The organism is [Muricauda] lutisoli (nom. illeg.), from assembly GCF_017313105.1.
GTDB lineage: Bacteria > Bacteroidota > Bacteroidia > Flavobacteriales > Flavobacteriaceae > Flagellimonas > Flagellimonas lutisoli.
Window position 1 is genome coordinate 1,526,587 of the sequence record NZ_JAFLND010000001.1, and the last position, 14,247, is coordinate 1,540,833.

Genomic DNA, 14,247 nt, shown 5'->3' on the forward strand with positions numbered 1-14,247 from the left:
GTTTTTCATTTCACATATTCCAATCAATAATAAGATATAACAGCTGAATAACTGTTCTTGTCTGTTCTGCCAAAAACCTGTTATTCGTTACTTTCGTTGTTCCAAAGATTGAATCATGCCCGTATTTTTCCAAAAAGTAAAGCTCCCGAAATTGATATCTCGAGAGCTTTGAAATTTGATTTTTAAGGAAGGCCATTTAATGTTTCCATTCGCCTTTAAAAGCAAAATCCTTTTGTGGCATTCTTGTTCGTTCTGCCAGCTCACTTTCTTGTAAATCCTCGGACAAATCTTCCATGTTACCACCATAATAGCCTATAGCTATTGCAGTGCTTATGTGGTACCCTTCTGGAACGTTAAATACTTTTTGGGCCTTTTCCCAATCAATTCCGGCCATATGGTGCAAGGCTATATCCAAATATTGGGCCTGTGTTGTCATATTTCCCAAACTCAACCCAAGGTCGTGAAGGGCATGGAAGTTTTCCTTGCCGTCCTCGGTTTTCTCTTTATATGCGGTCAATAGTAAAAAAGGTGCATTAACCGCCCAGGATTTATTGAAATCGCTCAGACAATCAACCATTTTATCATAGGCTTCAGAGCCTTTTTCAGCATAAATAAATCGCCATGGCTGTCGGTTAAAAGAACTTGCGGCCCATCGGGCAGCCTCAAATAATTGTCTGATGTGGCCAGATTTCAATTTCTCTTCTCTAAATATTCTGGGACTGTATCGCTGTTTGAGCAGCGCATAGATTTCATATTCCGTATCTGCTATGTTTCCTAATCTAATTTGGTCTTCTTCTGTTGTTATAATCATTTAGTTACTTTTTTTACAATGATAAGTATCCGAACAATTATTAATTGCCTCAATTCATGATCATATTAACGCAATTCATTTTTGGTTTTACATTCGACACTTTGACCTATTTAAATTATAACAAAACAAAATTTGGGAAGGCACAAAAAAAAAGCTGGGCCAAATAGTTGTCCTATTGTAGCCCAGCGTATATAAAATCACCTTTATAAAAAAGGTTGTTTGGTTGGTTTATTCCAAAACCTTATCGAAACCAATGTTTTTCAAGCCTTTATGACTGATTCTTATTGCCTCCAATGGCTTAAGTCCATCAAAAACCCTGTCCTGCTCAACAAAGAAATACTGCATCCCCGACTTGTTTTTGCTCGCCAAGATCCTTTTAAAATCTATTTTTCCCTTCCCGACTGGAGCAAACCTATCCTGTTCATCCATATCTTTCACGTGCCAACTTTTAAACCTGCCTGGATATTTTTCAAAATAGGCAACTGGGTCGGCATTGGCCCTTGTCATCCAGAACAGGTCCATTTGAAAATTCACATATTTTGGGTCAGTGTATTCCAAAAGGTAGTCCAAAGGTTTTACGCCATTCTCATCTGGCTTCAATTCCATATCATGATTATGATATAGAAGCTGAATACCCTCTATTTCGCATTTTTTTCCAAGTTCGGTCAGGAAATCAACAAAATCATCCAAGGTTCCTTTCATTTTCATGGTTCTGGTTTCTCTATCTACCTCCACCAAACTTCTGGGTGGAGAAGGCACCACAAAGTATTTGAACCCTGCTTCTTTAACTGCGGCAACCATGGCATCGGTTTCCTCCATCTCAGTAACCCTTTGGTGGGTACTGATCGGCTTCAATCCTTTTGAACTCAACAATTCTTTGAAGTCGGCGGGCTCCATTCCATAAAATTTACCTTCGGAATATCCAGCAGCCTCCACATAACCATATCCTACATCCGCAACTTCTTGAAGCGTAGCTTCAACATCAGATTTCATGTTGTCCCTTAGCGTGTACAAAGCCAAACCACCAAAGTTTTGTTGGGCATCCATCTTTGTAAATACCGCTGTGACCAATAAAGCCATCAGCCAATATGTTTTGATAAAAGAAGTACGAATCATAATTGTTTAGTTTATATGAGTTTTTATTTACAGGTTGATTTTATTCTCACCCGCTTGCAATGCATTTACCTGTCCGTTCCAAACAAATTCACCTTCAACTCCCTGAGGCAAGGTAATCGTTGCTTTCAGCTTTTTTCCAGATTTCTCATAATTTACAGAAATCATTCCAGATGGGTGTGGCATTTCCCCTCCAATCTTTTTGATGTCTCCCAAATTTGGAGCTATCCTAACGGTTTTAAAATTGGGCGAAGCACTTTCTATCCCCAAAAGAATCCTGAAAAATTCAATGTTGGGACTAGAACCCCAAGCGTGGCAATCGGAACGCGTGGTCTCCACCTGGGAGGTCTCTCCCCATGTTGTCAAGCCAAGTTCCATGTTCTTTCTCCAAACGTCCAACCAATCCAAGTATTGGTTTCCGTAACCTGCCTCGTTAAGAGCCAAATGTAAGTAGTAGCTAAAATAAATGGAAGCTGGTGCCAACGACTCATCCTCCAACAGTGATTTACCTATGGCCTTTTTTGTTTCCTCATCCACGATATTGGCCAAAATGGCCAACGAATTGGCATGTTGGGAATATTTGTCCTTAGCCGGTGTATCGGCAAACAATTGTTTGGATTCGTCCCAATACTTTCTTTTGATGGTCTCCGTCAACTGATCGGCCATTGTGGTATAAAGGGTAACGAATTCTGGTTTGCCCAATTCCTTTTCCAAAGCAATTCCGGATTGCAGCGCATGTAACATTTGAAGATCCAAGGCAGCTGAAGATCCATCCTCTGCCATTGGTGCCATACCAAAGTTCCATTCTGGCACCCAGTCGGTGTAATTCCAACCAGGAACATTCTTTAGGGAGCCATCATCATCCAAATACGTAATAAAGTAGTTCAATACTTGGCGGGACCCCATTAATTTTTCGGCAATAAAATCCGCATCACTTCCATACATCATATAATCGTAGAGCATGCTCACATACCATAAGGAATAGGTAGGGATCACCTGGTCCTGTCTGTCCGGATATCTACTCAACGTATGTCCATTGGGCTGTCTTGAATAATCGATTAGGTTGATGGCATTTTTGATCAAACGATCATCCCCACTATTATAAAAGGATACAAAATGCTGGATTCTGGTATCTCCCACATACTGAAGCCTTTCGTAATAAGGACAGTCCATGTACGTATCCACTGCACAGAGGCGAGCCGTTCTCCAACCAATTTCCATCATATCGGAAAGTTCTTCCCTGTCGGACATTAAATTGGCCTTCATTTGGAACGGATACCCTGTAAAAGTACCATAGATATCATTGATTGTCAAAGGTTCATTCTTGGTCTTTACATCCAACTCCACATACCTATATGTCCTGTAGGTCAAAGAAGTGTATTCCTGATTGTCCATTCCATTGGAAATAATACTATCCCTTCTTCCGGTCATGGTCTTTCCTTCGATAATGTCGCGATTGCCTTTGGCCCCTTCGCTATCGTAAAGTCCTTCGGCATAGGATAAAGTGATCACACTATTTTTTCCACCACTGAATAATAGACTTACGTAGGCATTGGTAAGATGTTCTTGGTCCAAAAGAATCTTTGCACTGGAATTCGCATCAACCTTTATGGATGCAGGTTGGGCTGGAAAGGCAGATGGAACTTTCACCCCTTCGGATTTTCTCGTAGTCACCAAACGTTCCTCGGTCAATTCCATTTCAGGTAATATGGATGGAACCAAATTCCACCCTTCTTGCTGTCTGAATCCAAAACCCTGTTGTACTGCTTCAAAAACTGTATCTGCAGATTCCCATGAGCTATCATCAAAATCCTGGGCCTTCCAGTTGGTCACCGCTTTGTTCATATCAATAAAATCACCCGCTCCAGCGGCATAGTATCCACGGATATGCTGCTCCAAAGGCGTATAACTTTTATCCTCGGTCACTTTCCAACTCTTATCGGTATCAACGACTTTGGCCAACTCGGTCTGTCCCTGTAGGATCAATGCCGTTTTAAAGGAAAACTGTGCCACGGCACGTAGATCGGCCTCGTTCCAGACTTTTACTGCCAAGGTGTTTTCGCCCTGCTTTAAATGTGAGGCGATGTCCATGGATTGGTAATTCCAATGTTTGATGTCCCCCCAGTTTGGGCCTACAGAAACCAATGTTCCGTTAACAAAAAGTTTATAGCGGTTATCAGCAGAAATGCGGATCGGGAATTCAGCTGGAACTGCATCCAGGTCGAATGATTTTCGGAAAAGATACATTCCGGCCGCTTCGGCATCTGCATCTCCCAACGTAATCCAAGTTGCGGTCCATTCAGTTTCGGCATCCGGTCTACGTTGAGCGGTTACGGCCAGGGCCGAAAATAAAATCAGTAATGCTAGTAAGTTTTTCATATTGTCAGTGTAATGCTAGTTATAATTTTTATGTTGAATCTTAATTATTAGGGTAATCGACCAATCTCACGCCACATGGCCAATTCTTGTGAAAATCTGTCCTCAATAACCACACACTCCGTATCGATTCGCATCATGGGCTTACTATTCAGGTTGTATTCGGGCCATGCTGGCAAATCCTCGGCATATGGTGTCCCCGTTTTGGCAAAGCCTGTCCAATAAGCGGCCATATTATGGGATGCCGTAAAGCGTTCAGGTCTTCCGCCTCCAAAGAAACTCGGGCGGTCAGGTTCTCCATCTTTTGGTGGTTGTTCATTATTGAACTTGAATGAGATATCCATGGCATGTGGTGTTCCCATGGGATAATCCGTTCCAGGTACCGGTTTTTCAGATTTATAACCAAAATTATACAAATATACCGGTGCCCCATCCTGTTTTGCTTTTCGCTGGGCGATTTCAATGGAGCCCAGACCCATCATTACAATAGATGATACGGCCACAAAAATATCTGCTGGTGATGCCTCTGGGCGTGCTTTTCTATATACTTCGATTATTTTGGGGGTATCCTCGCCAAATTGAGGTGTCAATCTGGTTTTTAAACTTTCAAAATCCAATGTGGCAAATTCCGTATCCTTTCTTTCCCATGCAAAAAAGGTGTACTCGTCCTCGTTCCAACCCACCATTAATGGCTTATCCTTCGAAATCTTTGGCGCGGTTGGGTCAAATGGATGGTTTGGAAGTACCGTTCCATCCACTACCGGTCCAAAACCACCAACGGCAGGATCTGTTAGACCTCCTGTGTTTTTCTTCTCTTGGAACGGTGGCACAAATGGAATTTTTGCCTGAACTTTTAAAATTTCATCCGTAGGAACATCCAATAGTTTTTTCCAATTGTTTTTGGAGATACCAAACTCATTGAGGACCAACTCCGTGTTCTGGGCGCCCATATCCTTGGTGAGCATACGTACTCCGGGGCCACTTTCTATGGATGCTTTGTTAAAGTAAGGTGATGCTTCGGGCATGGCATAAAGGCAAGAAGTTTTTGCACCACCGCCAGATTCGCCAAAGATCATCACATTATCCGGGTCTCCTCCAAATACATGAATGTTTTCGTTCACCCATTTCAATCCTTCGGTGATGTCCAAAAGTCCCATATTCCCGGAACCTTCATATTCGGGACCTGCTATCTCGTCCAAATACATGAAACCGAGCATTCCCAATCGATGATTGGTCTCCACGACCACTACATCAAAGTTTCGTGCCAAATTGGCTCCATCCTGTCCAGCTGAACCTCCCGAACCTATTACAAATCCGCCGCCATGGCTGTAGAACATCACCGGGCGTTTCTTTCCATCATTGGCAGGTGTCCAAACATTTAGGAAAAGACAGTCTTCTGCCGGTGCCGGTTCGTTCCGTCTCGGCGCTTGGATAGCGGGAGGGCCCAATTCAAAGGTGTCCAACACCCCAGTCCATGCTTCCAAAGGTCCTGGTCTACGAAACCTTCGATCCCCTGATACTTTTCCGGCGTAGGGTATACCTTTAAAAATATTTACCCCTGCGGAACGCATTCCTTTTATTTTACCTTTCGAGATTTCAGCCTCGACCCATTCTTCAGGAATATCCCAGCTCTTATATCCAAAAGGCAGCATTGTACCTGGAAGGAACATCAAAGCTGATGACGCTCCAACTTTTTTTATAAAGTTTCTCCTTGTATTAATTTTAGTTATTCGTTTCGCTCCCAATCCTAAGGCCAAATTGTCAATTTAAACTTATAAAACAATCTATATCTAGGGATAATTTTATCCTGCTCATTCCTGTTCCAGGATCTTAACATCTCCCATCAAACCAGAAGTCAAAAGTGGTTCGTTTCCTTGGTAAAAAGGCATGGTCGTATAGGTAATAGTTTTCTGGACATTAGGTTGCGCATCCCTTATCAATCGGTTGACCCAAACATTGGTGACTGCAACTTCAAGCTTATTCTCACCATTTTGCAATGCTTCGGTTATATCAATTTTGAATGGTGATTTCCACAAAACCCCAATATCCTTTCCATTCAATTTGATTTCGGCAATATTCTTCACCTCACCTAAATCCATTATAAATGATGCTTCTTTATTGGTTTTGTCAAAATTGAAGGTTTTATGATACGTAGCAGTTCCGGAGAAATATTTTATTCCTTCATCCTCCTTCTCTGTCCAAGATGCCAAGGTTTCGAAAGTAGCAGATGACGGCGCACCTCTATTTTCTTGAAAAATCACTTCCCATGGCCCCTCTAAAGTTAAAATGGGTGATACTGAAATTGCGGGAACTGTATAAGTTTTTTCATTAGTATCGTCTAGAAAAACAACAAAATAAGCCTCCCAAGATTCAAATGGCAACTGAACCCAGGTAATTTCTTCCTCCATCGAATAGCTTACATCCATGATTTCTCCTGTTTGCGGATGCCATAATTTTGGTTGTTTTCCCGTAACCCTAAAACCGATTCGAGTTTCGGTGGGTTTCACATTGCGATTGTTCAACCAATAAATGTGTGAATCACCCTTTGCTCTGTGACGGAACAATATTTTATGATCTGTTTCAGTAACTTGAACATCGGGTAAGATGTCTAAACTTACATCTTTCCCTACATTGGGTTTTCCCCAAATTTCATCGGCCAAAGATTGAAAAGCATCAATATCATCAGATAAGCTGGGAGTTGCCAAAGGCTTTGCACCTTTTATTTTTACTCCATTACTGGCCAGTTCCGCCAGTTTTTTCAGCGTGGCCATTGACATTTTTTGTGTGCCTTTATCCAATTGAAGCAATTCATATGTAACCCCTCCGACAGCCTTTAATTTACCATCTTCTGCAGTGATTGCTTCTTGAAGTATGGTCGGGCTCACAAAATCAAACTCATACCCTTTAGGTATATTAGGGAGGGTTTCCCTTGTAATCCAGGTTACGTTGTCGTTTTCTCCATATAAATACAGTACATCAGCTACATTCTGTCCTAGTTGCAACATATAACTGCTTTTCGACAAATAGTCGACCCATGACGCTGCTCCAGCACCGGACCAAGTTTCTTGACGGGTAAAATATTGTCCAAAAGGTCCCAAAGAGAATCCCGGCATTTTATCGTCCAAGGGTTGATGTACCGATGTATGAATCACATATCGATTAAGACCGGAGGCCAGTTCCAAATCTGCCGTACGTTTCAATTTTTCGGGATGCCAAGAAAATCCATTTTGTATAGAGGTCATGGATTCAGCTGCCACATAAGGCTTCCCATAAATATGAGCTACAGAAGCCGATTCACGTATATCTCCTTCGCTTCGGACTTGTTCATCAGGTCCTTCCGAAAGACCCCCAGGGGTCCACATGGCAGCCATAGGCACATCGGCATTACGTTTCACATCCATTCCATCAGCCAAGAAAACTCTTCCATTTTCATGGCTTTCAGTATATCTTTTCATCCCACGTTTTTGGAGTTCTTCACCAATGATATCGTAGTGATTGTCCGCTATCATTTCACCAATGGTCTTTCTAAAATCCCAAAGAAATTTTTCTGAGGCTTCCCTACTTTCAATTATTCGGCCCGTTAGTACCGGTATCCAAGGTTTTAAATCGTATCCTCGACGTGATAGGAATTCTTCGGACATATCATGAGTCCAATTCAAATGTCCAGCTTCATAGCTATCCAAAATAATATAACCCAATCCTGTCTCCCCCATTTGTCCACCCGTGGCATCTTGATAAAGGTCTAGATAATGGTTGATGTATTTTCTAACGGCGTCTTCATCCAATTTATCCACTTCCAATCCAGTAGCTTCTGGAGAAGCAGGGTGATTTTCCCTCCCCGTTAAGGAATATCCCAACCTTATTATTTTCCATTTTCCTTGGGGAACATCCCAGGTAAGCGTTCCGTCTTCCTGTAATTTATCGGTCAAATCAATCACATCTTTACTTGCGATGGCATCAGCATCATCCCCCATTTCCAATTGAACATGCTCCCTCCATGGGGCAAATCCAGCTTTTCCTTCAAAACGTTCAATTCTTGATGTGTTGTTCAATATAAACTCGGACACATCCACACCTTCGGGCTTGAAATCTTCATTGCTTCCCATTAACACGGCCAGTCCTGATGGACCTGGAGGCAATGTTTCAAAAACAAAACGCCAATACTTCGCCGTTGTTTTAGGAAAAGACCCTGATGTTTGGGGAACCAAATTTCCAGGGATATCAACGACTTTTTTAAAGTTTTTACCATCATCGCTTACTTCGATAGACCTATTTTCGGGTGCTCCTCTAAAAACAGATAAACGACTGAGTTTAGACCCGACTACTGAGTAGCTCTTGAAAGCGACCGGGTTGTCAAATTCATATTGTATCCATGTTTTGCCTCCTACATCAGCGGGGGGAAGAAAACTACCATTGTTTAAATCACCATCAGTTAGTTTTTTCAATGAGAAATTTCCACCACTTGAGCTCACTTTTGGATTAAGCTGAGCCAGAGATACTTCATCATTTGGCATTTTATATGCAATTACGGCTGCGTCACTGTAAAACTGTGGTGTTTCCCGAACAGATTCATCCATGCTCAAGCCAGTTTCTGGAGGAACATTCTGGAATGTACTGGTCTCCTTGGGTGGTTCTGGTAATATCCCGTCAAAAGTCTTACCTCCTTCCACTTCCAGTTCTGCCCAAACATATTTTTTCATTCCATCCCTAGGTTCAACCCAAGGTCCTCCAGTTTCAGACCATCCCGGCGAACCGGCTATGGCCATCTCAAACCCTTTTTCAATGGCCAAATCAGTTGTGAACTTGAAAGCTTCCCTCCACTTTGGTGTCATAAATACCAGTTTTTCATCAGTCACCAAAGGGGTAAAAAGGTTGGCATCAAAATTCTGGAACCCACCGATACCGGTACGTTCCATCCAATTAAGGTCTTTTTGGATTCCATCCTTCGTAATATTACCGTTCATCCAATGCCACCATACCCTGGGTCTGGCCTCATTGGGAGGGTTTTTAAAATTTAATAGTAGTTCCTCCTTGTTAAAATTAACTTGTTGGGGGTTGTTATCACAAGCCAAAAAGGCGATGGCCAATAGGAAAATAAAAAGTACTTTTTTCATGATTGCTTCTTTATTGATAATGTGTGTTTCGGTGGTTTCGAGTCCTTTTTTATCAGCACTTTAGGGAGAAATAGCTTAATATAAGATACCCTTATAATAAAACTAACCCGGCATATTATGCCGGGTTAGATTAACTAAACATAACCCTACTCAATTGCCAATTCTTCCATTAACCAGTGGGTTAAAAGTTTGGATTCAACAATGTCTCACTTGCCGGAATCGGGAACAGTTCGCTAATGTTACCGTAAGCTGCTGGTGCTGGGCCTATTCCATTTGGGTAATAATAATCCTGTGGATTGGCCTGCACACGTTGTCCATAGGCGGACATTACGGATTGTGCATTTCCTGTGCGAACGAGATCGAGCCATCTTTTATTTTCAAACGCCAATTCTACCCGACGTTCATCCAATATTGCCTGTCGCATTTCAGCCTGACTTAATCCGGTTACCGATGCAAGTCCTGCCCTATTTCTTACCTGGTTCAAATAAGGTTCTGCTGCTCCAGTCTGTCCGCTCTCATTTAATACTTCTGCGTAAAACAATAACGCTTCTGAATACCTATAAATAGGCATGTTCACACCAGTGAGTCCGGGATTGGAATGAGGTTGCCAGAATTTATTTATATAAGGATAGAAGGTCCCCTCTACTTCGATACTATCAATAGAAACACTCTCTCTTAGGTCACCATCCTCGTAACTACCCATAATATCAGGCGTTGGAATATTGAAGCCTTCCTCGTTTGCTGCCTGTGAATTAGGCACCCCTGTAATTTCAGCTACTTGTTCAGCAGTCAAAGGCATTGGTAGCCATTCGTACATAAACGAACTGGCAAAACCTTCGGTTCCTTCCAAAAACTGCACTTCAAATATGGATTCGATGCTGTTTTTATTGCTTAAATCAAAGACATCTGCGTAGTCACCCAAAAGATCATATTCCCCTGAGGTAATTAAACTGGACAAGACGGTTTCGGCACTGCTCCAATTTTCTTGCACAATATAAAGGTTTGCCAACAGCATTTGGGCAGAGCCCCTTGTGGCTCTTCCTGCTTCTTGCTCCGATTTTGAAGGTAACAATGAAATGGCATCTTCCACATCTGAAACGATTTGTCCAAATATTTCGTCTGTAGTTGATAACGGCAAAGCAGCCTCCTCTCGATTTATAACAGGGGTCAAATGCAACGGCACCTGCCCAAAGTACTGAACTAGATCGAAATAGGCCAATGCCCTTAAAAACTGCGCTTGTCCCTTAACGTTATCCTTCACAGCAGCATCATCAAACTCTACCTCATCGATCAGGGATAAAATTTGGTTTGCCCTAGCAATAATTAAATAGTTATTATCGTATTTATTTTCGACGTAAAAATTAGCATCATTAACTAAAAAATCAGCCACATTTTCACCTGCTTGTACCGCTCTATAATTGGGATTGTACTTATAATGTGTATTATCGGACCGCATCTCTCCCATGGCATATGCTCCACCGACCCCAACATTTTGCAAATTTCGCAATGGTGCATAAGTGGCATTGATGGCCTGGGCAAAATCTTCTTGTGTTTCAAAGAAAATAGTTTGACTCAATGAATCTTCTGGCGGTATCTCTAAAAAGTCTTCACTACAAGAATAAAATAATCCTGTAGCCATTGTTATGTATATGATTGAAATTATTTTTTTCATGATTTTCTAGAATGATAAATTAATACCTAATGTAAATGTTCTTGGAACCGGATATGAGGCCCAATCGTAACCCAAGGCAAGGGTTGATGCCTGTGTTCCTCCTGAGGTTCCACTAACCTCTGGGTTAGCTCCTTTATAACTTGTGAACACGAATGCTTGTTGTACAGAACCATACAACCTTGCTCGTTTTAAAAGTGATTCACTGCGCATTGGGAACGAATATCCAACAGTGATATTTCTAACTGTTAAATAACTTCCATCTTGAATGAAACGCGTACTGAACCAATCACGCTCCATAAATGTTGCCGCCGTAGTTTTCCCATATTTTCCGTTACCGGGGTTTTCCTCGGACCTCCATCGGTTTTCAACCTCCTTTAATACATTGAATACCCCATCCAAATTTGTAGTACCTTGGTCAGAAGCCACAGCTATATCATTACCCACCGAACCTGAGATTACGATACTTGCATCCCAATTTTTATATTTAAAATCATTAGTAAATCCGAAAATATAGTCTGGAAAAGGGTTTCCAATTACAGTACGATCATCATTATCACCTCCATAGGTAATTTGCCCATCACCATTTACATCGGTAAACTTGACAGTTCCCACTTGTGATTCTGCAGCTTTTGGAGAGTTATCGAATTCTGCTTGGTTAGCATATACCCCATCGTGGATCAATCCCCAAAACTGCCCTAAGGGCTTTCCTGGCATCGTAACACTCGTATAAGGTCCTGAATTAGTATACAATCTATCTACTCCATCTGCCAATGCCACTACCTCATTTCTGTTAAAAGAAATATTGAAGTTGGATGTCCAAGTAAAATCCGGTTTGGAAATATTCCTTGAGATTACGGCAAATTCATGACCCCAAAACTTGATTTCACCTATATTATCATTAAAGTTTGTAAACCCTGATTCTTGTGGAACCGCAACATTGAACAACAAATCCGTGGTGTTCTTTTTATAGTAATCATATATAAATTCCACACGATCATCGAACAACCTTAAATCCAATCCGATATCCAATTGTTTGGTACGCTCCCATCCCAAATCGGAATTACCCAATGTGGTGACTGCCGCACCACTGGCAATAGTATTACCAAAAACAGCATTTAATGAATTATCGACCAATGCGTATTGGGTATAATTCCCGATATTGTTGTTTCCAATTACACCATAGCTGGCTCTAAGCTTACCAAAACTGATAAAATCAGCTCCTTCCAAAAACGACTCATCAGAAAAAACCCAACCTACAGAGGCTGATGGAAAATTACCCCACCTATTATTGGAACCAAATCTTGATGAACCGTCCCTACGTAAAGAGAGTGTAGCCAAATATTTTCCTTTATAATCATAATTTACTCTGGAGAAATACGATGTTAAACTCCACTCGTTAATATTATTGAAGGAACGTGATCTATCAATATTCAAAGCAGACTGAATTGTTCGAACCCTATCATCTGGGAAATCAGAAAGATATAGTTGAGAATTATCTCCTTCAAACTTTTGATAAGAAGCACCCAATAGAACTTCTAAACTGTGATCTCCAAAGGAGGTAGAATAGTTTATCGTATTTTCATTCAACCATGTGATATATCTATTCTCTCTACGAATGGAAGTAGCTAAGACTGGAGGTAAACTTGCGAAAGTCGTGGAAGCCGTGGACGGACTGAAATTTAAAAAAGAAGTGTTTCCCAAATCACCGTTTAAGGTAGTTTTAAATTGAAGACCTTTAATTGGCTCATATTGCAATGACAGGTTACCTAAGATCCGTGTCTGTTTTGTCTCATTTGTTATTTCATTCGCGGATCTAATCCAGTTAGGCGCAGGGAATGCGCTTACCCCAGGTATCCAGGCTGTTAAAGGATATGTTCCATCCTCATTTTGAAAAGGTATTATAGGCCAAGCCAATAGTGAATTATTAATCAATCCGCCAGGAATGCCCGCATCCACATTTGTTGCATAAAATGCCCCATCAGAACTAGGAACATTATTTATGGAATATGTTGGTGCTACCGAAAATCCGAGCTTAACCTTATCACCTAAATCAAACGAAGAGTTTGCTCTTAAAGAATATCTTTTAAAGTTTGAATTGATCATTACACCATCTTGATTGAAAAAGCCTGCTACTACAGCAACAGATGACTTTTCACCTCCAGCCGTCCAATTTAGATTGTAACTTTGAATCGGGGCCGTTTGCAACATGGCATCATACCAGTCATAACCTTCCCCGTACTGCTCTGGATTTTGAAATGCTTCGGGCACAGGCTGCCCCAAGTCTTCAAAAGATTCCTTTTTAAATTGGGCAAATTCGGTTCCGTTCATCATATCGGGTCGTCCTTTTTGCGGTACCACCTGAACACCTCCATAATAATTAAAAGATAAATTGTTAGATTCTTTTTTACCTCCCTTTGTGGTTATCAAGACAACTCCATTGGCAGCTCTAGAACCATACAAAGAAGTAGAAGCAGCATCTTTTAATACTGAAATACTTTCTATTTCATCCGGGTTTATTGTACTAATGTCTCCAACAATTGGGAAACCATCCACCACATACAATGGGTCACTACCTGCCAAAATAGAGGCTTGTCCCCTAACTCGGACCTGTAGTCCTTGTCCAGGTTTACCCGTAGTTTGATTAATCTGTACACCTACCAGTCTACCCTGCAATTTTTGGGTTACCTGTGGCACAGGTATATCAGCAAGCTGCTCAGAATCAATCTGTTGAACAGCACCGGTAACCTTTCTACTGGTCTGTGTACCATATCCAACAATCACAACCTCATCCAATTGTTGGCTGTCTACCGATAAGCTAAGGTTAATTTGTGACCTTCCGTTGACTGGTATGTTTTGCGCTGCATAACCCACGGAAGAAAAGGTCAATACTGCGTCTGAAGCAACATCAATAGAATAATTTCCATCAAAATCTGCACTTGTACCATTTGTGGTACCTTGCTCAACAACGGTTACCCCTGGTAAGGGTTGACCGGTTTCTGCATCTGTAACAGTTCCGCTTACGGTAATCCGCTGTTGTGCATGGGCTGTAAAGCCACAGAAGATAGCCATAAAAAGAACCCCTAACCATAATGTCTTTTTAGTCCTCATAGTTTGTTTTTAGTTAATTAATTTGTGTAATCGACCCAATCTTTGTGCATGTA

General features: G+C 41.4%; 7 protein-coding genes. All 7 read right to left on the reverse strand.

The genetic code is table 11. From position 1 onward, the window contains the following. Positions 1-196: 196 nt before the first annotated feature. Positions 197-811, reverse strand: coding sequence for a nitroreductase family protein (locus tag J0X13_RS07100; protein WP_207070715.1), 615 nt, complete (start codon positions 809-811; stop codon positions 197-199). A 228-nt stretch (positions 812-1,039) separates the two neighbouring features. Then, positions 1,040-1,927 carry a sugar phosphate isomerase/epimerase family protein gene (locus J0X13_RS07105; protein ID WP_207070716.1) on the reverse strand — a complete coding sequence of 296 codons (888 nt, stop codon included), beginning with the start codon at positions 1,925-1,927 and terminating at the stop codon, positions 1,040-1,042. 27 nt (positions 1,928-1,954) lie between these two features. Continuing rightward, complete coding sequence (locus J0X13_RS07110; RefSeq protein ID WP_207070717.1) at positions 1,955-4,303, reverse strand: alpha-L-rhamnosidase-related protein; 2,349 nt, start codon at positions 4,301-4,303, stop codon at positions 1,955-1,957. A gap of 47 nt (positions 4,304-4,350) precedes the next feature. Beyond that, on the reverse strand, positions 4,351-5,952 hold the full coding sequence (locus J0X13_RS07115) for a carboxylesterase/lipase family protein (RefSeq protein WP_242535632.1): 1,602 nt from the start codon (positions 5,950-5,952) through the stop codon (positions 4,351-4,353). A 159-nt stretch (positions 5,953-6,111) separates the two neighbouring features. Beyond that, entirely contained in the window at positions 6,112-9,414 is a 3,303-nt protein-coding gene (locus tag J0X13_RS07120; RefSeq protein ID WP_207070718.1) for a glycosyl hydrolase, read from the reverse strand. A 181-nt stretch (positions 9,415-9,595) separates the two neighbouring features. After that, positions 9,596-11,053, reverse strand: a complete 1,458-nt coding sequence (locus J0X13_RS07125; protein WP_207070719.1) for a RagB/SusD family nutrient uptake outer membrane protein — start codon at positions 11,051-11,053, stop codon at positions 9,596-9,598. A 39-nt stretch (positions 11,054-11,092) separates the two neighbouring features. Continuing rightward, complete coding sequence (locus tag J0X13_RS07130) at positions 11,093-14,194, reverse strand: SusC/RagA family TonB-linked outer membrane protein (RefSeq protein WP_242535633.1); 3,102 nt, start codon at positions 14,192-14,194, stop codon at positions 11,093-11,095. Between the last annotated feature and the right edge of the window lie 53 nt (positions 14,195-14,247).

Coding starts and splice junctions, on each gene's coding strand:
- J0X13_RS07100 (WP_207070715.1), bottom strand. CDS start 811: ATGATTATAACAACAGAAGAAGACCAAATTAGATTAGGAAACATAGCA.
- J0X13_RS07105 (WP_207070716.1), bottom strand. CDS start 1,927: ATGATTCGTACTTCTTTTATCAAAACATATTGGCTGATGGCTTTATTG.
- J0X13_RS07110 (WP_207070717.1), bottom strand. CDS start 4,303: ATGAAAAACTTACTAGCATTACTGATTTTATTTTCGGCCCTGGCCGTA.
- J0X13_RS07115 (WP_242535632.1), bottom strand. CDS start 5,952: ATGCTGCCTTTTGGATATAAGAGCTGGGATATTCCTGAAGAATGGGTC.
- J0X13_RS07120 (WP_207070718.1), bottom strand. CDS start 9,414: ATGAAAAAAGTACTTTTTATTTTCCTATTGGCCATCGCCTTTTTGGCT.
- J0X13_RS07125 (WP_207070719.1), bottom strand. CDS start 11,053: ATGGCTACAGGATTATTTTATTCTTGTAGTGAAGACTTTTTAGAGATA.
- J0X13_RS07130 (WP_242535633.1), bottom strand. CDS start 14,194: ATGAGGACTAAAAAGACATTATGGTTAGGGGTTCTTTTTATGGCTATC.